16 protein-coding genes are annotated in these 24512 nt (G+C 42.2%); 11 read left to right on the forward strand and 5 right to left on the reverse strand.

Annotated features, from left to right (window positions below; all coding sequences use genetic code 11):
- Positions 1-72 precede the first annotated feature (72 nt).
- From JMX95_RS00005 to JMX95_RS00015, 3 genes are all read right to left on the reverse strand, one after another.
- Complete coding sequence (locus JMX95_RS00005) at positions 73-1881, reverse strand: LysM peptidoglycan-binding domain-containing protein (RefSeq protein ID WP_201559729.1); 1809 nt, start codon at positions 1879-1881, stop codon at positions 73-75.
- Between the two features lie 90 nt (positions 1882-1971).
- A complete protein-coding gene (locus JMX95_RS00010) occupies positions 1972-2715 on the reverse strand; it encodes a hypothetical protein (RefSeq protein WP_201553631.1) in 744 nt (247 codons plus the stop codon).
- Positions 2716-5205 carry a DUF2345 domain-containing protein gene (locus JMX95_RS00015; protein WP_201559730.1) on the reverse strand — a complete coding sequence of 830 codons (2490 nt, stop codon included), beginning with the start codon at positions 5203-5205 and terminating at the stop codon, positions 2716-2718. It abuts the gene before it with no gap.
- A gap of 147 nt (positions 5206-5352) precedes the next feature.
- Between JMX95_RS00015 and JMX95_RS00020 the strand changes: the two genes are divergently transcribed.
- On the forward strand, positions 5353-6336 hold the full coding sequence (locus JMX95_RS00020) for a formylglycine-generating enzyme family protein (RefSeq protein ID WP_201559732.1): 984 nt from the start codon (positions 5353-5355) through the stop codon (positions 6334-6336).
- Between the two features lie 51 nt (positions 6337-6387).
- Here JMX95_RS00020 and JMX95_RS00025 read toward each other — a convergent pair whose 3' ends face one another.
- On the reverse strand, positions 6388-9642 hold the full coding sequence (locus tag JMX95_RS00025) for a hypothetical protein (RefSeq protein ID WP_201559733.1): 3255 nt from the start codon (positions 9640-9642) through the stop codon (positions 6388-6390).
- Positions 9642-12551 carry a contractile injection system protein, VgrG/Pvc8 family gene (locus tag JMX95_RS00030; protein ID WP_201559736.1) on the reverse strand — a complete coding sequence of 970 codons (2910 nt, stop codon included), beginning with the start codon at positions 12549-12551 and terminating at the stop codon, positions 9642-9644. Before JMX95_RS00030 ends, JMX95_RS00025 begins: the two co-directional genes overlap by 1 nt.
- A 216-nt stretch (positions 12552-12767) precedes the next feature.
- Between JMX95_RS00030 and JMX95_RS00035 the strand changes: the two genes are divergently transcribed.
- From JMX95_RS00035 to tssA, 10 genes are all read left to right on the forward strand, one after another.
- Positions 12768-13214, forward strand: a complete 447-nt coding sequence (locus JMX95_RS00035) for a hypothetical protein (RefSeq protein WP_045451924.1) — start codon at positions 12768-12770, stop codon at positions 13212-13214.
- Positions 13215-13233: 19 nt separating this feature from the next.
- Positions 13234-14013: a tetratricopeptide repeat protein gene (locus tag JMX95_RS00040; protein ID WP_201559738.1), complete on the forward strand. Its 780-nt coding sequence runs from the start codon at positions 13234-13236 to the stop codon at positions 14011-14013.
- Positions 14014-14034: 21 nt separating this feature from the next.
- Positions 14035-14547, forward strand: coding sequence for a type VI secretion system contractile sheath small subunit (gene tssB / locus JMX95_RS00045; RefSeq protein WP_045448203.1), 513 nt, complete (start codon positions 14035-14037; stop codon positions 14545-14547).
- A gap of 3 nt (positions 14548-14550) precedes the next feature.
- On the forward strand, positions 14551-16041 hold the full coding sequence (gene tssC, locus JMX95_RS00050; RefSeq protein WP_045451930.1) for a type VI secretion system contractile sheath large subunit: 1491 nt from the start codon (positions 14551-14553) through the stop codon (positions 16039-16041).
- Positions 16042-16093: 52 nt separating this feature from the next.
- The gene (locus JMX95_RS00055; RefSeq protein WP_025651832.1) at positions 16094-16597 is read left to right on the forward strand and encodes an Hcp family type VI secretion system effector; all 504 of its coding nucleotides are present in this window, start codon (positions 16094-16096) and stop codon (positions 16595-16597) included.
- 100 nt (positions 16598-16697) lie between these two features.
- Positions 16698-17189: a type VI secretion system baseplate subunit TssE gene (tssE, locus tag JMX95_RS00060; RefSeq protein ID WP_193009440.1), complete on the forward strand. Its 492-nt coding sequence runs from the start codon at positions 16698-16700 to the stop codon at positions 17187-17189.
- Between the two features lie 77 nt (positions 17190-17266).
- On the forward strand, positions 17267-19090 hold the full coding sequence (gene tssF, locus JMX95_RS00065) for a type VI secretion system baseplate subunit TssF (protein ID WP_045448197.1): 1824 nt from the start codon (positions 17267-17269) through the stop codon (positions 19088-19090).
- Complete coding sequence (tssG, locus tag JMX95_RS00070) at positions 19054-20094, forward strand: type VI secretion system baseplate subunit TssG (protein WP_201553636.1); 1041 nt, start codon at positions 19054-19056, stop codon at positions 20092-20094. The genes tssF and tssG overlap by 37 nt, the downstream gene beginning before the upstream one ends.
- 221 nt (positions 20095-20315) lie before the next feature.
- Positions 20316-23261 (forward strand): type VI secretion system ATPase TssH, encoded by a 2946-nt coding sequence (tssH, locus tag JMX95_RS00075; protein WP_193009438.1) that lies wholly within the window; start codon positions 20316-20318, stop codon positions 23259-23261.
- Positions 23261-24409, forward strand: coding sequence for a type VI secretion system protein TssA (gene tssA / locus JMX95_RS00080; RefSeq protein ID WP_193009437.1), 1149 nt, complete (start codon positions 23261-23263; stop codon positions 24407-24409). The genes tssH and tssA overlap by 1 nt, the downstream gene beginning before the upstream one ends.
- The last annotated feature ends 103 nt before the right edge of the window (positions 24410-24512 follow it).

The following is a 24512-nucleotide window of genomic DNA, read 5'->3' on the forward strand; positions in this document are numbered from 1 at the left end:
GGTTTTACGCCCATACAGAAACTCAATCAAGCAGCTTAATTCTATTTGTTAGGTGTCTTAGGTTTGGGAGGGTTACCGGAACACCTTTAAGCATTTTTTAAAGTGATCTATTCTATCTTTTCGAGATGGAGTATTTTCATTAACAATATCAACCGTCTCTTCAAAATTTGATACTGTCGGGCCTTTATTAGCAATCTTATAAATTTTATTGTTATACCAGTAAGCCATAGAAGCCACTGTTCCCTCTTCAATATCATTTATATTGATAGCAGTAATTTCTCTATTAAAGTCTGGAACTCTTTCTCTAATAGCTACATTTATTGGATCATATTTGTCTCTTCCAGTAATCTGTATAATTCCTCTACCTCTATACTTCCATCCATCACCAGACTCTACATTCCCATTACCTAAGCGGTTTGCATACGCGATATTTGCTATCATCTCTTGGTTTGCAGGTTTTCCATTATATCTTCCATAAATTTTAGATAAAGATTCATTACCCCTAAAAGCTTTAAATGGGCTTTTCAAAAGTTTTTTGCCATTACTCGTAATAGTTGCAGTTCTATACAGATTTTCCCAACTATAATTTAAACTTTCTCCATTTTTTATATTAAATTTATTTCCGACTTCTTCCATTATGTGAGCAAAGAAAAAAGCTTTATTTAAACAGTTATCCATCAGAAAATTTGAATTTACACTATTAAAGGCATCAATACATATCTTTAATTTTTTCGCTGTATCAGGGTCCTGTGAAAATATAAAATGCAGCTCATCAAGAGTCAGTGTTTGACATCTTGGGCAACCATCCGTGGTCACATCAAACTTCGGCGTTCCAGTCTGACCTCTATCTTCACTTGCTTGTGTTTTAATAGGGTTTGATGGTTGCTTAGATTGTGATGAATTAGCAGAGTCAGAGTTATCTGATTCTTCATTGTTCTTTCTTTGGGTTGGCTTACTTGGAAAAGAACGAGGACTATCTGCTGATTCTCCCTCTTTAGTACCACTAACGGCATCATTGAAATCTTCAAACCCTTCTTTAAGACTGTCAGCTGCTTCTTTAAGGGCTTCTTGCCCTCTATCGATCAGTCCTTTTTCTTCATTATTAGGGCTATTAGAATTAGAGTTACTAGATGAATTTGGAGGAGTCGAGGGCTTCGCTGTCGGTTCAGCAGTAGAAGGGCGGGCTGAACTAATATCACGCAGCTTAATCGTCTGCCCAGATTTTAGTTTCTTAGGGTCTGTTATGCCATTGAGTCGTTTTAAATCTGCAACCGATACTCCACTTCTTGCTGATATACCTGAAAGGGTTTCATTTTTTCCTACGGTATGTTCATTTTTTAGTGATAAGTCACCATCTTTAGAACTATTTTGGGGACTTGAATCTGTGGAGGTTTTTTGCCTTGCTTTTGTGGGTGGTAATTTTAAAAAGTCCTTTGGTCGTATTTTGTAAGGCTCTTTTAAATTATTAAGTTGGGCTATTTGCTGCCACTTTACTCCATATATTTTGGCAATAGAGGATAAAGTTTCTTCAGCTTCAACTTCGTGAGTTTTTCTTAAATAGTCTCCTGCAGACCCTTCGAACATTTTAAGTTTAAATTTGTGCTTTGCAAAAGGAGCTTGCGCTTCGAATGTCATTTCCCTAATAGGTACGATAAGGTCTTTTATGATACTTACCATTGAACCATTACGAGGATCTTTTATAGATATATTAACGAGTGTACCTGCTGGTCTGGTTATCCATACCGTATATCCTCCAGCTATAGACGTTCCTGAACAAGCGGTTCGTCCATTTATCGTTACTATATGGTACAAGCCTTCCAGTGGCATTTTATACAAATCTACAAACTTTATTCTGAATTTTATAATTTTAGTATTACTCACGCATTAGACTCCTGCGATTTTTTATAGAAAATTAATTAGTAAATCTATAGTGGATAAATTTTTTAAATCAGTAGCACTACTATCAGATTATTAATAGTAAATCCACTGACTATCTACTTTATCACCGTCAATGGTTGTCAAGTAATAGTAAGTTGGTACTGAGGTATTGACCGTGATGAAGTAGTAGTTTTTATTATTATGAATAGCTACTTGATTAATATACATGGAATACTCTTTAGGCTCGTATTCGTCCACACAAGCAACATTGTCGTACTGATCAATAGAACAGTCGACGTTTCGATTTTCAGAAATTCTAGAAGGAATACTATCTACTATTTTTTTTAAATGCTTATCTGCTATAGGTATAAATTTGCTATTTTTATATTTGTCATTCAATGCAATAATATTTGAGTCATTAGTGATATCTTTGATTAGAATACAAGCTCTTTTTCTTGTTAATAATATATTTCGATCACTATTTGCAATGTTTGATGTCTCTCTTAGATCATAGGTTATTAGATCGTTACAATTGCTGATTTCAATCTTTCGGTCTAAATAATCAATATCTTTGAATTCGCCATCAATGAACTTGTCAATAAAAGTTAATTGATTATCTTTTTTTATTGGTTTTATGAATCCTGCCGTAAGTTCATTAATATTATAAATAGAAGTATTTTCGATTGAATTGCCACTATCTAAATTTGAAGATAAAGAATCTTCTATGCTTGTAAAAGTATTAGGAATAGGCTCAATACTATCAGGTAGTATTTTCATACATCCTGATCCAAAAGCTAGTACAAACGATGAGGCAACCAAAATTAAAAAAGGTTTCATTTACTGTCTCAATTTCTGTTGTTGATCGGCTAGCAATAAAAGCTCTCTTACGTGCACATTTCTAGAATTACGAAGTTGTGGTCTATTTGATTCAGTAGCAGCAGATGCGAAATCTTTATTCTTAAGATGTCTATTAAAACTAGGAAATTTCGAAATACCTGTGCTAGATATCCCTAAGTTATAAGCCATATCTAAAATAGCTTCTTGAGCTGGGACTGGATAATTATCAAACTCTGAAAATGCTTCTCGAGCAGAATCGAGATTACCCTGAATATGAGCGAGTGTTATTGCTTTTGCATCTTCTTCTGTCATACGAATTGTTGTCAAAGATTCAAAATAAGATGCTCGACTATTGTTTCTACCGTGAACCGAATTGTAAACTATACGCCACGCTTGTTTTATTTGAACATCGGTTGCTGATACATTTCCGATATAAAAAGGATATTTTGTCGCTTCATCCGCAGACGACAGCATTTTGCCATAGCCTACGGTTACAAGGCTTTTAGGTTCGGCGCTATCAAGATACATGTGATTGTAGAAGCCTTCCTCTTTTACAATTGCTTCAAAGACTTTGTTTAAGTCTAGGTCGTCAGCCTGCTCTAAAGCTAAATCATTCACATCTTCCTCTTCAGAAATATACGATACGCCCCAGTCGGTATCTCTAAAGCCCACATAGGCTTCAACCTCTTCTTCTTTATCACTAATAACTGGTGCGGTACGTCCATGCTCATCTAATGCACCTTCTATCAGTTGCCCATCAGGTCGTAGCATCTGGAACTCGATATCTTCAAAATTGTGCTGATAAAACAAATCATAAACATCTAGCTTATTACTAAACAGTGGAACAGTTTCAGGCATCATCGGTAATGAATAATTAGCTCTTGCCCCACCCACCAAACCCTTCTTCACCGCTTTGATCTTAATCGTCCCCGGACACACCAGCTTAATCCCGCTGTCATCGATCGTAATCGACGCTCCTGCTGACGTTTGCAGCTTGATCCGCTTAGGACTCGACACATTCACCTGTCCTGACGCGCTACCAATCGTCATACCTTGCTGAGAGTGCAATTGCAACTCACCGCCTTGTGCCTGTACCGCCAGTGGCTCTCTATTGGCGCTGATATGTAAGCCTGATAGATCAACTTGACCACCAACCCCAGAGAGCGAGTCAATCGTATTTGCCGTCAGCGTATAATTGCATGCCACCACATCCGACTGGGTGCTGCCTGATTGTCTGACGATTGTTTTCGCCGTCCATAGGGTATTACTTGCTGACGCTAAGATACTGTCTTTACTGACCAGCATCACATCAGCAGCGCCCAATACTTCCGTATTTAGCGTCTCATCGATGATTTGTGCGCTGGTTTTAAACGCTTTTATCGATTGATTGGCGGTCTGCATGGCTGTCGTGGATTGCAAATGTGCCTGCTTGGTCTCTTGAAAGGTCTCACTCAGCTCAGCTCCTAAGCCTAATTGCCGCTGTCCTGCATCATTGACCCAAGCAGACTCGTGCTCGCTTTGACTATGTCTGATATCAAAGGTGGATAGCAGTACACCGGTATCACCAGTGATTTGCAAGCCATGATCGCTTGCCAGATTAATCCCTTGACCACTGGTTGATGATTGATGATTACTATAACGATGACGCAGTACGCCAAGCTCAAGCACGTGCTCATCAGGGGCAAAGGTGGCGCTAGAAGTGATGGTTGGTGTCTCAGCATTGGCACGTGATCCTGTATTCACCGACCACTGCATTCCTATCTGGTTGGGCGTATCATCAAAGCTTAGGGTCACTTCAGAATCAGACGTCAGCCCATATTGAGCAATACCAGAGATCCATCCACTGTGAGTATCATCTTCATTAATTTGCGAATGACCCAAACCACCACCATGCCACCTAGGGGACGCGCCGCCTTGTAAGTTATGTCGATTAGATAAGCCTGCATCACGAGTGGTGATGTCTTTGTCATCGATATCGCCCATACCGATACCGTCATAAAGCGACCTGCTAATTACAGGACTGTCAATATCGCCATACCAGTAATTAAGCAGTACCGACTGTCCCAGCCTTGGCGCAAACTGCCAACCATGAGTGCTACCCGATGACAGCTGCAATGAGCGCAGGGGCGGGGTGGTGCCATCATCATGAGGGCTGATACCTGACCAGACAGACGTAGTAATAGTTTGCTGTAGATTGTCAGTGCTGACACTTGAGTCATAGCTGGGGGAAGCTGATAAACCTGTGTCACCAGTACGAGCTTGGGCGAGACCCGTGTAAGTGCTACTGGCAAAGGATAAAGAACTGGGATAAGGGCAATAAGGAATAGCAGCGTCAAGTAACGTCGCTGATACCCAAACCCCAGTATCACGAGCGATGTCAAAGCCATGATCGGGTATTGAAAAGTGATTGTGATTCATTGCATGACAGTGCATATGCTGAGCAGTGCGCTGTAACCACTGCTTGATAAATACTTGATGATGGTATGACACCAGATATTATAATTTGGGCTGATGTTTTTGATCCTTTTTATTAACCCAATCTATCTCGACAGTAGTTTAATATTTCCACTTAGACAATCCATGCAAATTATTAGTATAATCCTCTAAATTCACAACAAAATATCACTGTAGCTTATTATGACGCTTAAGCCTTTATTTTTATTTTTGTCTATTTTGCCGCTATTTACTATGACTGCCTGTGCTAAAGATCCTGCGACTTCGGTTGATAGTAATGGTATCCCCCAAACCCGTAGCAATCTAACGGCAGATGAACAGCAGCAGCTAGATGACTTCTTAACGCAGCAAAAAGCGAACATGCGCTTTATTGAAGGCGGTAGCTATGAGATGGGCGACTTCGGTTCTAAAGTGACTATCAATGATGGTGGTCCTATCAGGAGTGAAAGTGACAATAAACCACTGCACAAGGTGACGCTTGAGAGTTTTAGTATGAATGCTTATAAAACGACTTATAGTGACTTTGATATCTATAGTATGGCGACTAAACAAAAAAAAATTGGTATGCAAGATACTACGATAGAGCTACGTCAATCTAATGCTGCTGCTGGTGTAAACTGGCAAACGGCACAGCACTACTGTCAATGGCTTGGTCAACAGTTAGAGGTTCCAATGAGTCTACCAACCGAAGCGCAGTGGGAATATGCCGCACGCAATCGCGGTAAATATATATTATTTCCAACCGATAACGGTAAAATAAATGGTGGACACAATATATGGACGTTTGATGAGAAGTCAGCACTCTCAAGAAAATATAATACTAATTTAGCTATACCTATTGTAGGACTATATCCTCCTAATCCTTTGGGTCTGTATGACATGACCAATCAAAATAATGAATGGATGAATGACTGGTATAGCGAGGATTACTATGCCAACAGCCCTGAGCATAATCCCCAAGGCCCTGACACGGGTACTGAAAAAGTTTTGCGCTCAGTAAACGCTGAATGGGGTTCGGCACAAAACATACAAGCCAATGGGTCAATTACTCTAATGCGAATAAAACGCTTGCCTAATCCACCGTTGATAGAGGAAGCACAAGATGCTAATCAGAATGCTTTTACCTCAGCTCGCTGTGTCGCTAATAGCCAGCAAGCGATAAGTTAATCGTGTTATTAATATCCTCTTACCGAAATAGTCCTTAACCTTGAATAACCCTTAAGCATGGTAGATGCCATCAGCTGGTTTATCCCTTGGATTTAAGATGTTAGCATCAAAGTGCTGTGGGTTTTTAGCTGTATAAAATCTAGGACTAACATAATCGACTTTAGCCAACATACGATACTTCTCATAAGCAGGATCAGTATTAAGGACTACACGCTCGCCTTTAGGATAGTAATTTTTAATGAGTCCACCTAGCATGTTGAGATATTGATCTATAAAGGTATTGCCAGTATCATTTTTTTCAGTGATTTTATCTGCTTTGATATCATTTAATAGTGTGAGCAAGGGCGTGTCTATATTATTAAGACCATAACTTAAAAACCGTAGAACGTGTGCTTCATTTTCTTGACGAAAGCTTTTATTAGAGCGACTACTCAAACCTTGCAAATGATAGTCTTTCACTCCGTCCCTGTTCATGTGCTGTAGTACATTGTCCCACTCAGGATAAGTGGTCACTGTAGTAAATATCTTTATAATGGCTTTTTTGCGTTCAGTAAGCAGTTTTATACTTAAGCCCTTAAAAATACTAAAGTCAAAGTCAGGCCAGCTAAGTGCATGACTATACCATCCATGGCGACTGATATTATAAATTAGTATGCCTTTACCATTGGGCGTAGCGCATAATAGCATTTGCTTTTTCTCACCCTTCATAATCTCAATAGCTAGATCATGCCGCTTTGAATCAGTATCTAAGGCATTAGAAAAAGCTCTGAATCTTGTTCCAATATTTATTAGGGATTTAGAAACACTAGAGTTACTTCCTAAATAAATGACAGAAAACTGGGTCAATGCGATAAAAGCCTCTTCTAGGATATGGACGACTTTACGAAAGCCTGCATTGACCAGCTGATAGAATGTCCACCTAAGAAACGATTCGATCTGACCGCCATCCACCTCAAATAAGAATCCAAGCTTGCCTCCTGCCCCAAAGCAAGCAGCGGCTTTGGCTCTGATTTTAAATTTGCCTGCTCGAGCGTCGAGGAAAACATAAAAGTCTAAAGAGCCTCCGATACCGTAGCTACCTGCAACAGTTGCCGATATCGATGCAAAGGATACAAAATCCTCTTCTTCTGGCGGTAGCCACTCTATACCACCCTTTGGCTCTATTCCTCCTTCTACACCGATAAATGCAGAGATAGCTGCAGACCCTTTTACGTTATGCTTCTCTTGTAACTGCTCTATCTCATCATCACTAGTTGGATGACTAATACCTTTATAGTCTAGGCTAAGAGCAGGCATGTTTTTATTTGCATCCCAAGCACTCATCATTGTTTGCCTAGGATCACGAGCGGCTGAGACCAGTTTTTGTGCACCGTCTTTTATTTTTATACTACCAGCACCTTCTATCCCGATATTGACGCCTGCAAATCCACTAATCTCACAAGAAACTATCAAGCGTAGTGAGCCTAAATCTATTTTGATACCATCTTCAAAAGTGGCTTTTAAGTGCCACCCTTCTAATGAAGGTAGCGCCATTATAGGAGAGATGCTCGCCTCACATAGAATAAGCTTACCATTTGCATTAAAGCCGCCTTCAATACCTATCTTATCTTCAAGATTCCAACTAGCTGAGCCGTTGGCACCAGCGCTACCTACCATTCGTAGCCATTGTGCCTCGCCATCTACTTGGTATTTATCAGACTTAATAATGAGACCACTAATCTCATTCGCTGAAGGTAGTAGATAGTCTAGAACATTTAAGTCTTTTTGCCCCTCAGTACCTATCTCACCTTCAATTGAAGCAGATATCTCTTTAATCCTATCAGCAAGCGCTTCTTTAGCAAAGCCTGCTGGATCATATAGCAGACTTGGTTCGTCTGGTGGCGGAGGGTCGCCTTCAGGAGTAGGAATGTCTGTCTGTGATTGATTGATACGTGTTGGCTGGATTGTATCTTCGAAATAATCTCTTCTCACATAGCGTCGTTCAATAGTGGTTCCATTTGAGTCCGCACTGGCAACGGCTGTCTTGACTAAGAATATTTCTTTCATATCAGCAATGGTCGAAAAATCCTGCTCAATTTCATCTTGAGCGTCTGCTTCTGCTTTTATCATTGCATCTTCTGCAGTTTTTAGCATACTAGCATCCCTAGCTTTGAGCGCGTCTGCTACTTGGGATCTATGCATGTGCACTTTTGCCATTAGTTTATCGACATTGCTTAGGTTTTTAACAAGGTTTTTGTAGTCATTACTTTTAAATACAGACAACTCTCTACTTTCAAGATCATAAACGATAGGAAGTCGGGTATTGGCAGCTAAAATAGCTTCATGATTAGGTTTGTTTACTGCTGTAGGTATCTTAATTGTTGGTATAGTAAGTGTTCTAAGATAGTCACAAGGTGATGGAACAACATCTCCTTGTGAATCTTTAACATCAAGCCTAGCTGTTACTGGATTACCAGATACTAAAACTTGTACTGTTCTTTTATAGTCAGCACTTATTTTCTCAGTTAAACCTGTTTTAGGATCGACCTTTAGTGTTTTGACCACTGTTTTTTTATAATCAATTAGCTGGACTTTTACATCATTAGGAATATTACTACTACTTTTAGCTTTTACTTTGAACTGTAGAAAGGTTTGTAGCTGGTAGCCTTTGATAAATGGACTGCTTATCTTTTCATCCGACTTTATAGTCAAAATAAGAGGCTTTTGTTTTTCTCCTTTTAATTGCGGGTCATAGAGTCTTCTATTTTTATCCAAAAAATATATCCGATATGCTGTAGAGCGTATTAATGGTATCTCTTTAGTAAATGACAGATTAGAACCTAGCTCTGCTACAGGAGCCGTTTTTCCAGTTACTTTTTTAGACGCGTAGTCTATTTGATATTCTAAGCCATTGACAATACTTGATGCTGTCGATGTACCACTTTTATTTTCTTTTACTAAAGCATAGAAGTTAACTCGCATCGGTACTGCGACATCATCTAAAACTATACGATCATAAGTAGCAGTTCCATAACTATTACTGTCTCTAAGATGTGGCTTCGAGCTTCTTGAACTTTTGAGTTTAATGGTTTTTTGATTAGGCAAATCTACAACGCTAATATTATCTATATCGTCCCATTCTTTTAAGCGTATTTTAATTTTACCATTAGCAGGCACTTCATAGCTTTTGTTTAAATTATCATCACCTATATATACCTCTCCTTTTTTAATAGGAATCGCACCTCCACCGCTCAGATTTTGTCTTAAAATCCACAATGATAACTCTCTAGTTTTTCTTCTTGGTCTGCCGTCTGCTATTTTTCCCATTACTCATCATCCTCAAAGCTTAATGCAAACCCTTCGTGTTCGTCACCAACGATATGTATACCGACTTCTTCAGGGGTATCAGTGATTACTTGCTCAGTACGACCTTGCGCATTTGTCTTACCACTTTTGACCGTACCGTCTTCCATAAATAATAGATACTCAGTATTAGCGATAGGTTCACCGAACATGTCCTTAGCAACATAAGTCAGATAAGACTTAACCTCTGAGCCACCTAGCGAGGGCAGTGTTGGTGTAATGTTCGCCCCCGCAACCAGCCCTTTCTTCACCGCTTTGATCTTAATCATCCCCGGACACACCAGCTTAATCCCGCTGTCATCAATCGTAATGGATGCTCCTGCTGAGGTTTGCAGCTTAATCCGCTTAGGACTCGACACATTTACCTGTCCTGACTCACTACCAATCGTCATACCTTGCTGAGAGTGCAATTGCAACTCACCGCCCTGTGCCTGTATTGCCAGTGGCTCTCTATTGGCACTGATATGCAGTCCTGACAGATCGGCTTGACCACCTACGCCTGAGAGTGAGTCAATCGTATTTGCCGTCAGCGTATAATTACCCGCCACCACATCCGACTGGGTAGCACCTGATTGCCTGACTATTGTTTTCGCCGTCCATAGCGTATTGCTGGCTGCCGCTAAGATACTGTCTTTGCTGACTAACATGACATCGGCTGCGCCCAATACTTCCGTATTTAATGTCTCATCGATGATTTGTGCGCTGGTTTTAAACGCTTTTATCGATTGATTGGCGGTCTGCATGGCTGTCGTGGATTGCAAATGTGCCTGCTTGGTCTCTTGAAAGGTCTCACTCAGCTCAGCTCCTAAGCCTAATTGCCGCTGTCCTGCATCATTGACCCAAGCAGACTCGTGCTCGCTTTGACTATGTCTGATATCAAAGGTGGATAGCAGTACACCGGTATCACCAGTGATTTGCAAGCCATGATCGCTTGCCAGATTAATCCCTTGACCACTGGTTGATGATTGATGATTACTATAACGATGACGCAGTACGCCAAGCTCAAGCACGTGCTCATCAGGGGCAAAGGTGGCGCTAGAAGTGATGGTTGGTGTCTCAGCATTGGCACGTGATCCTGTATTCACCGACCACTGCATTCCTATCTGGTTGGGCGTATCATCAAAGCTTAGGGTCACTTCAGAATCAGACGTCAGCCCATATTGAGCAATACCAGAGATCCATCCACTGTGAGTATCATCTTCATTAATTTGCGAATGACCCAAACCACCACCATGCCACCTAGGGGACGCGCCGCCTTGTAAGTTATGTCGATTAGATAAGCCTGCATCACGAGTGGTGATGTCTTTGTCATCGATATCGCCCATACCGATACCGTCATAAAGCGACCTGCTAATTACAGGACTGTCAATATCGCCATACCAGTAATTAAGCAGTACCGACTGTCCCAGCCTTGGCGCAAACTGCCAACCATGAGTGCTACCCGATGACAGCTGCAATGAGCGCAGGGGCGGGGTGGTGCCATCATCATGAGGGCTGATACCTGACCAGACAGACGTAGTAATAGTTTGCTGTAGATTGTCAGTGCTGACACTTGAGTCATAGCTGGGGGAAGCTGATAAACCTGTGTCACCAGTACGAGCTTGGGCGAGACCCGTGTAAGTGCTACTGGCAAAGGATAAAGAACTGGGATAAGGGCAATAAGGAATAGCAGCGTCAAGTAACGTCGCTGATACCCAAACCCCAGTATCACGAGCGATGTCAAAGCCATGATCGGGTATTGAAAAGTGATTGTGATTCATTGCATGACAGTGCATATGCTGAGCAGTGCGCTGTAACCACTGTTTGATAAATACTTGATGATGGTATGACACGCTATCGTTGTCAGGCTCAATACCGATTAAGGTAACCGCGATACAATGCGTGGATAAGCTACCAATAGAGGGTAGGTTATTGATACTCACTGGACTACTGACGCTCAGACCACGCAGGGCACCCGTCGCTTGATAAGTTTCGCGCTGACAGCGATTGGCAGATATCCATTGCTCTGCTATATAAGTAGCGGCGTCCTCGCTGTTCACGCGAGAGGGTGCACCAATTAATACCGTCGTGTCATCTATCGCAAGCAGTGACTCATCTACTGCTTGACCTTCATAAATGGTATCTGCCGCCAACCCATCTGCTCGTACTATTACCCTATCACTGCCAAGTTGCTGCGACCTCATTTGTAGCGTATTGACACTATCTTGACCTGATTGTACGGATGACTGAGCATAACTATAGGTCAGCGGTATGAGCTCGCCTGTGTCTAAACCATCAACCAACCACCACGTGCCAAGCTCATCAACGGAATTCCCTGACACCCATAAAGTCGATATACCAATATCAGCGAGCAGACCGGTAACAAATTCATAGTCGCTGACATCCGACTGTATACGCATGGATAAAGGTGCCGATAAACGTGCGGATGATTCATCATCTGATGACAAAAGAGACTCAGATATTTGCCAATTTAAATCGTAATCACTAAGGATGAGGGTAACAATATCGAGCGTCGATTGATTGATAAAACTGCGGGTATGTATCGACTGTGCCAACTGCCAATCGGGGCTAACAACTTCTAAAGTATAAAAGTGCATCGCGCCATCAGATTGCTGATAACGGATGCCGCGTATCAGCCCAGTACGACAGCTAGCGGTACGATCAGCGGAAAACGTGGTTAAGCATATCGGAGCATTGATTAATGATAAACAAGCGTTCGATTCGATAAAATTATAACTAAACACTAGTATGTCAATATTGTCAGATTGATTAATGCCGCTTGCACCGCAAAACGAAACAGGGTAAAAGGTGTTTATCGTTGGATTAGCAGTATGAACGGTAATATTATGTAGACGATTGGTCTTAGAAGGCATAAGAAGGGTACCGTTACTGCGTATTTTATACCAAGAAAATGGCTTGAATGGGTGATTTACTAAATTATTTATTAAGAAAAGTATAGAGTTTATTGAAATATTGTCAAGTATATGTATAATCAACCTCATTGATTTTTTATGATTAATGAACTTTAGTTATATTTATTTCTTTTAAAAAATCTATCCTTTTATATTTTTAGTGATGATCCTGTTGTTATGAATCCTATTTATCGTACTAAACTTGCCACCGCAGGTCTGCTATCAGTCTTACTTAGCGCGTCTTTATTGACAGCGGGTTGTGGCACCACTGCTCAGAAAAATGTACAAACCACGGTCAGCAAACCGATAGTGAAGCAGTTGAGTGAGCCTTCGCTTGCCTATTTGTCAAACGGCAATCAACTTAGCAGTGAAGCGTGGATGACTATTGCCAAAAATAACTACGACGCAAAACGCTATGCACGGGCATTGAGAGCGGCTAATGAGGCTCTAAGCGTTGATAATGAAAGACTTGATGCACGTCAGCTTGCCATGCTTTCAGCAGTTAAAGTGATGGAAAGTAATATTGATGCTTATCACGATAATAGTTTGATGAATAGTAGTGATAAGGCAACACTGAATGAAACGCTCACCAATATCACCACTTTAGTTAACGCGTCTAATTAAAATAATTTTGAGCAGGCACATGTATTTATCTCACACCAATAATGGCGAGCACCGACTTACAATGACCAGTATCAGAAGCAATATTAGAGTCAGTTTTACGCTATCCAAAGCGTTTTTGACAGGTCTGTTCATCATGGGTTCAGCAATGACTACCGCCCATAGTGAACTTGTCATACAAGAAAAAGACCCCGGTTCTAGCATCATAAATCAATTTTCGGCACTCAAAAATGCTGATGCAAAATCACCGCAACTGCATCAACTGGTCGCGGATTTGAATCAAAGAGTATCTCGTAATCCTAATGACTCGCTAGCATGGGAGATTTTGGCGCAGATTTATTCTAACAATGGCTATCATGCTTATGCTGTTTACGCAGCCAGTGAAGCCATTGATTTGGGTCAAAGCACTGCTAAGCTAAAAAAAATACTACTAAATAGCAGCGCTATCGTCTCCCAAAGCCAACTGCAATCAGATTATCTCACTGATGAAGTGGACGCAGCGTTTTTGAAGGAGTATCAGTACGCTTTAAGTAAAATATATGGTGATATCTATGGTTTCAATTACGATGAGTCTTTGCCGAAACCACCAGCGCCAGTCGTCAAGCCTAGAAGCGGTAGATCAGGTACTAAATCAAAACCTCAGCCCCACGTGTCTGTAAAAAAAGCATCGAAGCCTATGAAAAAACCAGCCGTAAAAAAACCGCCACGACCACCAAAAGTTAAGCCTGTTACTAAACCTTCACCTACCAAAAAAAGTAACGCCAAATCGACTGATCCATTCAGTATATTGCGTTCAAACTAGACATTGCTGAGGTAACTTATTATGGCAAAGCAAGACAGTGTACAAAAGAAACTCGCAAAAGTACGTGCGCCTCGGGTGCATCTGACTTATGACGTTGAAGTAGGCGATGCGATCGAAACCAAGGAAATTCCTTTTGTGGTCGGCGTTTTGGGAGAGTTTTCAGGAGATTCAACCCTTGAACAACCACGCTTTAAAGACAAAAAATTTGTCGAAGTAGATTTAGATACCTTTGATGAGGTGATGTCAGGTCTAGCACCGCGTGCGACCTTTCGAGTAAGCAATGACTTAAGTGATAAAGGCGGCGAATTCGCAGTTGATTTGGCATTCAATAGTATCAACGATTTTCGTCCTGAAGCGGTTGCTGATCAAATTGAGCCACTAAAGCAATTGGTACAAGCACGAGATCGCTTAGCAGATTTACGCAATAAAATATCGGCCAACGAAAAACTTGAAGACCTATTAGATGACGTGCTTAAGAACACTGAGCAAGTCAAAAAAATGGCGGAACAAAATCAAACCGATGGTGAGGATTAAACGATGAGTGCCCAAGCCCAGCAAAATCTAGCACCTGATGCGTTAAATAATGACAGTTACGACTTACTCGAAGAAATCGTCAATAAAAGTAACGTTGCCAAGTCTGATGACGAAAAAAATCGTGCCAAGTCGCAAATTGCAGAGCTTGCCAATGAAGTCATGCAAGGAACCGTAACGTTGTCAGATAATTTGGCCGCATCGATTGACGCGCGTATTGCCCAAATTGACGCGTTGATCTCCAAGCAGCTGACCACTGTCATGCACGCGCCCGAGTTTCAAAAGCTAGAGTCCAGCTGGCGTGGCTTGCATTATTTATGTAGCCAGACTCCGTCGGAATCCATGCTAAAGATTCGTATGATGAATACTACGAAGCGCGAACTGACTAAAGATTTTCAATCGTCAATTGATTTTGATCAAAGCACGCTGTTTAAGAAAATATACGAAGAAGAGTTCGGTAGCTTCGGTGGTGAACCTTATGCCGCTATCGTTGGTGACTTTGAATTTACTCGCCAAAACTCAGACATGTATCTGCTTGAGCAATTGTCTCATGTTGCGGCCGCTTCTCATGCACCTTTTGTGTCGGCGGCTTCCGCTGAAATGTTTGGTCTCGACTCCTTTACCGACATTGGTCGCCCGCGAGATTTGTCAAAGATATTTGAAACCGCTGAATATATCCGCTGGCGCGCGTTCAGACAGTCAGAAGATGCGCGATATGTTGCGTTAACCGTGCCTAGCTTTTTAGGTCGTCTGCCTTACGATCCTAAAGATGGCACGGTGGTTGAAGGATTTAATTTTACGGAAGAAGTCTCTGGTAATAATCATGACGATTATCTATGGGTGAACGCGGCTTATGCGTTCGCTTCACGCTTGACGGCTGCTTTCTCTGACTATCGCTGGTGTGCTGCCATTCGCGGCGTTGAGGGTGGTGGCTTGGTTGAAGGGTTACCTGTTCATACCTTTAAGACTGACGAAGGGGATTTGGCACTTAAGTGTCCAACGGAAATCTCTATCACCGATCGCCGAGAAAAAGAGTTAAGCGACTTAGGTTTTATCCCGTTAGTCCATTGCAAAAATACCAATTACGCTGCCTTTTTTGGGGCGCAGTCGGTGCAAAAAGCCAAAACTTATCAAAACGATGATGCCAACGCCAATGCTGCGCTATCGACGCAGATCCAATACATTATGGCGGTGTCACGTATTGCCCATTACCTAAAAGCAATGATGCGCGATAAGGTAGGTAGCTTCTTAGCACCTGGTAATGTTGAGTCGTTTTTAAATGACTGGATTTCTCGTTATGTCTTGCTAGATGACGGCGCCTCACAAGAAGCAAAAGCCCAGTACCCGCTGCGCGAAGCTTCTGTACAAGTTGTAGAAGTGCCGGGTAAGCCTGGTGTCTACAAGTCCGTGGTCTTTTTGAGACCACACTTTCAACTTGACGAACTGTCTGTTTCTCTGCGTCTGGTCACTCAACTGCCGCAATCTAGCAACAGCTGATCGTTTATTAAAAACTAACGTGAAATTTAAATTTTAAAAAAAGGTATGTGATATGAAAGATATTTATATTCAGTTCCGCGGTAAATATAAAATTGATGGCGAGTCTCGTGATAGCGAGCATAAAGGTTGGCTTGAAGTAAATACTTGGGATCACTTGATCCGTCAGCCAAAATCAGCGACAGCAAGTAGCGTTGGTGGCCATACTTCTGAGCGTTGTGAGCATGCTGACATGACGTTTATGAAAGATTTGGACTCAACCAGTCCTAAACTATGGGAAGCGTGTTCTGCTGGTTATACTTTTGATGAGATTCAAATTGATTTTTATCGTGCCAACGGTGACAAACGCGTTAAATATCTTGAAGTAAAACTTAAGCATGCGCTGATCGCAAGTGTCGAGCCAACGGTACGTTCTGAAGGCGTACCAATCGAAAAAGTCGGTATCAAATATGCTGCTGTTGAGTGGACTTACACCCAGCAAGATATCGATGGTACTGCTAAAGGCGCTGTGACTAAAAAATGGTCACTAGCCAACAACACTGCTACTTATACCGCCTAATTTAGGTTGTATCAGGTGTCATCTATTGTGTCGTACCGAAAAAGAAAGGTTTATATCTAGGCCTTTCTTTTTTGTTTGTTAAATAGGAATGATTATATCAATGAATTACGCCACTAACGCCTCTAACAAAGAAATTGGCTTTCGTCCAAATTTGTTCGAGCAGTTATTTGATGATCAGCCCCGTCATTTGTCGCATGAGCTCGTGGTTCGTCGTCTTAATATCGATGAGCTAAAGTCTTCGGTCGCACGAGACCTTGAAGCTTTATTAAATACGCGTTGTGTGGTGTCAAGTAAGCTTCAGGCCTATCAACACGTGCGCTCATCGATATTGAATTTTGGCATATTAGATTTTGTGGGACTCAGCAGTGCCAATCCTACTGACTGTGATTATATCTGTCGCCAAATAGCCCAAACAGTCGAGCAACAAGATACCCGGCTAAAAAACGTTCGCGTATCGCTAGATATTGGCGCTGTTGATGTCAATCAACTGTGTTTTTCTATTGAAGCATTATTAAAGGTTTATCCAGCACAAGAGCTGGTCAGCTTCGATGCGTTCTTTGAGCCAAGCTCTCAGCGTTACTTAATAAAATAATCATTATCCCATTAATGAAATAACTACTACTACCGCTCAATTTATACAGTTAGCAGCGATCAATATATTGAGGCGTCATGGACAGTTTACTTCCTTACTTTGAGCATGAGCTTAGCCTGTTTAATAAACAGTCAAAAGAATTTGCCAAAAAATATCCCAAAATAGCCAATCGGTTGTTGATGGGGCACGATACCGTCGATGATCCGCATATAGAGCGGTTGATACAGGCTTTTTCGCTCATCAGTGCGCGCATCAATAAAAAATTGGACGATTCATACGCTGATTTTACCGAATCTCTATTAGAAGTCGTTTATCCCGATTATCTCAAACCTTTTCCATCGGTCTCTATTGCACAGTTTAATCTAGGCGTACAGGGCAATGCGATGAGCGAGGCAGTCTTAGTCCCTAAAAACAGCCCTTTCGCCAGCCAAAAAATAAATGGCACGCCTTGCCAGTTTCAGTCAACCCAAGATGTGACCTTGCTGCCGCTACAGATAGATAGCGTCGACTTTGAAACTCGTCAAGAGGTGTATGACAATCAGCATGGACTGCTGAATGGCTGTATCAGTATCAAATTTAAGGGGCTTAATTCAAGCTTTGACTATCAAGCCTTATTAAACCACTCGTTAGATTTGTATATAGACGAGGACGCCAGTCAGGGTACTAGTCTATGGGATTTACTAGGGTGTGATGTCAAGCAAACGCATCTGCATGGTAGGCAGGTCAATAAGATTACGGGTAGTCCGTTTGAGATTATAGGCTTCGATCCTGAGCAGCAAATTCTTCCGAGTCATCGAGTGAGTAATGCTGCCTCTGCCTTATTAAAGGAATACTTCTATTTCCCTGAAAAATTCAATTTCTTGCGCCTTAATCTTGGTAAGGTTTGTCCAAATTTAAAGATCGATAGCAATGGCTTTGAGATTCGCTGTTACTTTAGATTTGATAAAAAAAATACCATCCGCCTAAAAAACTTGCAGCAGCTCAGTGCCAGCAGTATCAAGCTGTTTTGTACGCCCGTTGTCAATTTATTCAAGGCGGCTGCCAAGCCTATTCAAGTGACCCATCGTTCGATCTATTACGATTTAGTGCCCGATACTCGTGCGCTGTTTCAACATGAAATCTATGAGGTTAATAAAGTCATAGAGTCCAAGCAAAGTGACAATCGTTTGATACAACGTGAATATCATCCATTTTATGCGCTCAATCATTATGAGCAGCAAGATGATGGTCGTTATTACCATATCAAACGTGATAAGGATATGGCTGAGTTCAAACAGGGTTTTGAATATCAGATTATGTTTGTAGAAAAAAATCGCGAAGATTTATCAGGTGCGGTGAGCATGAGTGCGTCTTTATTGTGTACCAATAGAGATTTGCCGGCTCAAGTGGTATTCGGTCAAAGCCGTGGCGATTTGTTTAGCGAAGGGATGACTGGCTTTAGCAGCTTATCGTTGCTAAAGCAGCCGACCAGAACGGCACGCTTCGACTATACAGGTGAGGAACGTTGGCGCTTGATATCGCTGATTAGTCTGAATTTTTTATCGCTTGCCGCCCAAGATGCGGAGCTGATGAAAGAGTATTTATCGCTATACGACATTACCCAGTCTGCTTCTAACAAACTGTTGGTCGAAGGTATTGTGTCTGTCGAAACCAGTATCGAAGCTCGACGTATTCAGCGCTTGCCACAGCCTGGTTTTGTGCGCGGTACACTGATCAATATTCAAATCAACCAAAAGAATTTTGCTGGAGTGAGTATCCGCCAGTTTGCCCATTTATTGGCGCATGTGTTTGGCTATCACGCTAGCTTAAATAGCTTCGTCGAGTTGGCCATCAGTGATGCCGTAACCAAAGAGGAGATATACAGATGTCAGCCACGCAGCGGTCTCAGTCCTCTTATTTAACGGCTTTAATGGCGGCGCCGCAATCTTATGAGTTATTACAAGCACTACGTTTGGTTCGGCATGAAGTCAGTATGGGGTATACACCTATTGAGGTACGTTACCGTGCCTCGTTGTCATTGGCCTATCCGCAAGCTGAAATTGAGTCGATGGCGCTCATTGCTCAGGATAATATGGAAGACAGTGGCAGCTCATTAAAGGATGGTCAAGTAAAGGCTAGTTCATTAAAAATCAGACGGATAGAGGTTTGCCCCGCAATTATTGGATTAACTGGCCCGTTGTCAGCCTTGCCAGCGATGTATACCGACCATCTAGCCTCGCGAGTCAATCATGCAAAAGATAAAGCGGCACCAGCATTTTTAGATTTATTTAACCATCGATTGACGGATTTGTACGTGCAAGCGAGTTGGTTTTATAACTTGCCATTACAGTATGAGATAAATAATAAAAAAGACAACTATCTACTGAGCTTGCGGGCATTGGCGCGTCAGCCGAAGAAGCTAACCGCCATCGATAGCTTGATTGCTTATGCTGGCATGATCGCCCCAGGACGCCTGACAGCCGATCAGTTGTCACATGTACTGTCGCATTTTTTAGATAGCACCGTCAGTGTCGAGCAATTCGTACCGGAGTGGTTTGATCTACCAGCCAGTGAACAGACAGCACTTGGTGGTCAGCATGCTGCCCTTGGGTTGTCCGCATTTTGCGGTGCGCGCGTCGTACAGTTTGATAGCAAGATTAGAATTGTGTTTCATCAGTTGGATGCCAAACGCTATTTAAGACTGTTACCAGCAGGGGATATGTATCAAGTCATTATTGATTTTATCCGTAAATGGTGCGGTGTTTGCTTGGCGGTCGAGATGCAACTCGAGTTAGACAAGCAATACATCACCCCGTTGTCATTATCAGAGAGCAGTTTTGGTGGTTTGGGTCAGGGTGGGTTTTTGATATCGCAGCCTGCGACGCAGCATCATGATGACACTCGCTATGCGCTGCCGATTCAGTAAGTATTTCATGGTTAATAGACAGATTTTACCTATTATGAAGAGCCATGCATCAATTTTATATTGCTGTTTAATAAAAATAATTTTATACCATTCACAGAAATTAGAGTGGCAAGGAAAACGAGTGAAAGTACTACGTCTTGTAGGCTAAGCGAGTTTGACACAGCTAATCTTACTTTTTGGGTTTGGTATTAAGTCTAATAAGAATGTTAAAGGAAAAGATTATGAGCCAGTTAAAAGCTGTGATTACCCGCTTAAGCCCAAGCTGTCGACAGTGTTTGCAGCAGGCAGCTAGGCTTTGTATTAATAATGGGCATCGTGAAGTCGATACTGTCCATCTATTGCATGAACTGATTGCCACGCCGCACAATGATGTGGCTCAAATACTTAAATTTAATAAGATTCATCAGCAGTCATTACTAGCAGATATAACTGATTTGCTAAACACCTTTGGTCAGGCAACAGGCTCAACGCCAGTATTTAGTCAAGGTTTGATGGCGTTACTAGAAGATGCGTGGGAGCTAGCCAGTAGCCAATATAATCAAAGTGCTGATAAAAATAGCCCGCTAGAAATTCGCTCTGGTCATATATTGCTCGTGCTATTGGCGTATGAGCGTTATCAGTCGCTACTCAAAACTCTTCCTGAGCCACTACAGTATATCGACCGCTTTACCCTAAAAGATGATTATGAGCGTCAATGTCTCGGTAGTACTGAGGGCAGTGGATCAAGCAGTAATAAAATTACCAATAGTAAAGGCGTCAATAAGGGTGCTGATGATGGTGCGAATAGTGCAGACAATGATGCTAACAATCAAGAATCTTTAGACACTAAGAAAACTGAAGCTAAGCCAACCCCTGCGTTGGATAAATATACTTATGACTTGACTGCTAAAGCCAGTTCAGAGCAAATAGACCCTGTCATTGGCCGTGAGTTTGAAATTCATCAGTTGATCGATATTTTGATTCGTCGCCGCCAAAATAACCCTATTTTGACGGGTGAGGCAGGGGTAGGTAAAACAGCAGTGGTAGAAGGATTGGCGCAAAAGATAGTCGCCGGTCAAGTGCCTGATCAGCTCAAAGATGTGACGATACGTAGTCTTGACATGGGCTTGCTGCAAGCAGGGGCAAGCGTCAAAGGGGAGTTTGAGAACCGTCTCAAGCAAGTCATTGAAGAAGTACAAGCCTCGCTACAGCCTATTATATTATTCATTGATGAAGCGCATACTTTGATTGGTGCTGGTGGGCAAGCGGGTCAAAATGACGCGGCGAACTTACTGAAGCCTGCGCTGGCTCGTGGTGAGCTCAGAACCATTGCGGCGACGACATGGTCAGAATATAAAAAGTACTTCGAAAAAGACGCAGCATTGTCACGTCGCTTCCAAGTCGTCAAAGTCGATGAGCCTGATATAGAGACAGCAGTAGCGATGATTCGTGGTCTAAGTGCCAAGATGCAGAATCATTTTGGTATATTAATCGATGACGATGCGCTACAAGCGGCGGTTGAGTTATCCGCACGTTATATCAGCGATAGGCAGCTGCCTGATAAAGCGGTCAGTGTATTAGACACGGCGGCGGCACGGGTGAGCTTATCCAAGACCGCCATACCCAATCAACTTGACAGATTAAACGCCAAAGGGGTGCAGTTAGAGCAGCATATCAATAATCTCAGTCAGCAGCTCGAGCGTATCGGCGGTGTGGACGAAAAAGAAAAAGTCAGCCAAAAAATTGCCGTATTAGATGAGCAGCGCCAAACCAATCAGCAAAGCATTGCTGATATGACCAGTCGTTGGCACGAACAGCGCGAGCTTAATGATCAGCTTGATTCCTTGAATCAGCAGTTGAATGACAAGACAGATGGTTCTGATGCGCTTAGTGCAAAAGAGCGCTTAGACAAACAAGCTGAATATCAAAGTATCGAGCAATCGTTAAAACAAGTACAAGAGACGCAGCGCCTTATTCATCCCGTATTGGATCGTCAGGTCATCAAGCAGATCATCTCAGATTGGACTGGAATACCGCTGAATGATATGGCAGGTAATGAAAAAGACCATATCTTGGGTTTGGCTGATACCTTGCAAGCCCGGGTCATCGGCCAAGATCATTCGGTGGCCGCTATCGTCAAGCGGATTCATACCGCAAAAGCCCGCTTAGATGATCCCAATCGTCCGCAAGGTGTGTTTATGCTCGTCGGGCCAAGTGGTGTAGGCAAGACCGAAACCGCGCTGGCGCTATCAGAGGTGCTGTACGGCGGTGAGCGTAACCTTATTACGATTAACCTGTCAGAGTATCAAGAAGCCCATAGCGTTGCTTCGTTAAAAGGCTCGCCTCCAGGTTATGTTGGCTATGGTGAAGGTGGTGTATTAACCGAAGCGATTCGCCGTCGTCCTTATAGCGTACTCTTACTTGATGAAGTAGAAAAAGCCCATCCAGACGTATTGGATTTGTTTTATCAGGTCTTTGATAAAGGGGTGATGGAAGACAGCGAAGGGCGTTTAATTGATTTCAAAAACACGCTTATTTTATTGACAAGTAATGTTGGTTCGTCTGCGATTATGCAGGCATGTATCAATACAGATCCGAGTGTTACTGACTTTAGCCTGCCAGACAGTGATAGCCTAAAACAAGTCATTAATCCGCATTTGTATAAAGCCTTTAAGCCCGCGTTTTTGGGTCGTTTAACGGTCATTCCTTATTATCCATTAACGGATGATGCGCTCGCAGAAATTATTCGCCTTAAGCTGGACAAAATCACTGGCCGTATTCATAACAATTATGATGTGCCTTGTGTCATTGATGATGAGGTGATTGAGCTGATTTTATCGCGTTGTCATGAGGTCGATTCTGGTGCACGTAACGCCGATGCGATTATCAGTCATACCTTGCTGCCGCAGATGGCGGGTCAGCTACTGGCTCATGATGACAGTCAAAGTGTGTTAAAGAAAATTACCGTATTCGTCGATGCGGACGATAATTTTGCCTACCGTCTGGATACTGATGCCGTTGTGGCGCTCAATCAAATGGCGCAACACAGCGAAGATGAAACTGAATATCAAGTTGAGGATCAAGTTAAAGAACCACCAAGAAAACCCCTTTCAGCTAAAAAGCCGACAGTGAAAAAAGTCGCCAGCAAAAAACCTACTAAAAAGGCTATTAAAGAGGAGTCATTATAATGAGTAACGATAACTCTTTAGTAAATAATATTGACACTCTTATTGCGCCGATTGAAGGCAGTCGTCATGGGGTCGGTGAAGACTTAATATTCGATCCACGTATTAATGCCATCGTTGCTGCTCGTCAAGAAGATGACCCATTACTGGCACAAGGCAATTGGGTCACTGAACTAAAAGTGGCTGACTGGGATTTTGTCAAAAACCAATGTGCCGATTTGCTCAGCCATACTAGTAAAGATATGAAGCTGGCACTTTGGTATGTCGATGCGTTGAGTCACACCGACCATTTAGCAGGTATTAGTCAGGGGTTAAGTCTGCTACAGACACTCAATGACGAGTATTGGCTCACTATGTATCCGCCGCTAGATGGTGAAGAAGACAGTATGGACATCAGAGCAGGGCTGTTGTCATGGTTCGTCAAAGCGCTATCCGATGATATTAAGCAGCTATCACTTTCTGATACAAAGACAGAAAAATATAACTACAATTACTATCTAACCGCGCGTGATCATGATAAGCAGCGTCAGCAAAATCCCGATAGCGAAACGTCCAATCAATTAACGCTAAGTGACTATAACCACGCCATCAAGACCAGTAGTGAGACTTGGCAACAAGCACTGATGAGTAATCTTAAAAAAGTTACTGAGCAGTGGCAGGCCCTGACTGATCAGTTAAATGATTTGATGGGCATGGATGCGCCAGTCTTCGCACCAGTCACGGATTTATTGGTTGCCCTGACCCAACATTTGCGACCGTTGATACCAGAATATTCTGATACTAGTAGTGTTTCTGCTCAAGAAAGCGTAGCCGATACTATGGACAGTATTGGTGAAAGTGCAATGTCTGATAGTAGTGGACAAGCTGCTAGCACAAAAAATATTAGCTCAACCAGTTTTAATCCTAGTAACCGAGATCATCAAAGCAATCGTCAGCAAGCGCTTAAACTATTAGGTCAAATTCAAGATTATTTTTCGACCAATGAGCCGCACAGCCCGGTGACGTTTTTACTCGGTCGGGCGATTGATTGGGCGGATATGCCGCTCGACCAATGGCTCACTCATATCATCAAAAACGAAGATCAGTTAGCGATACTCTCTGACATGATTGGAATCAAACCCAAACGTGATTCATCTGACGATGGCTATTAATTGAATCAACGACAAATGAATACTTAGTTAACGGGCAATCTGTGCACAAATTATAATCTTGCAATATTAAACTTTCCACCTTTGGACTGATAAAAAAGGGCTT

This window comes from Psychrobacter sp. NC44 (assembly GCF_904846655.1).
Lineage (GTDB): Bacteria > Pseudomonadota > Gammaproteobacteria > Pseudomonadales > Moraxellaceae > Psychrobacter.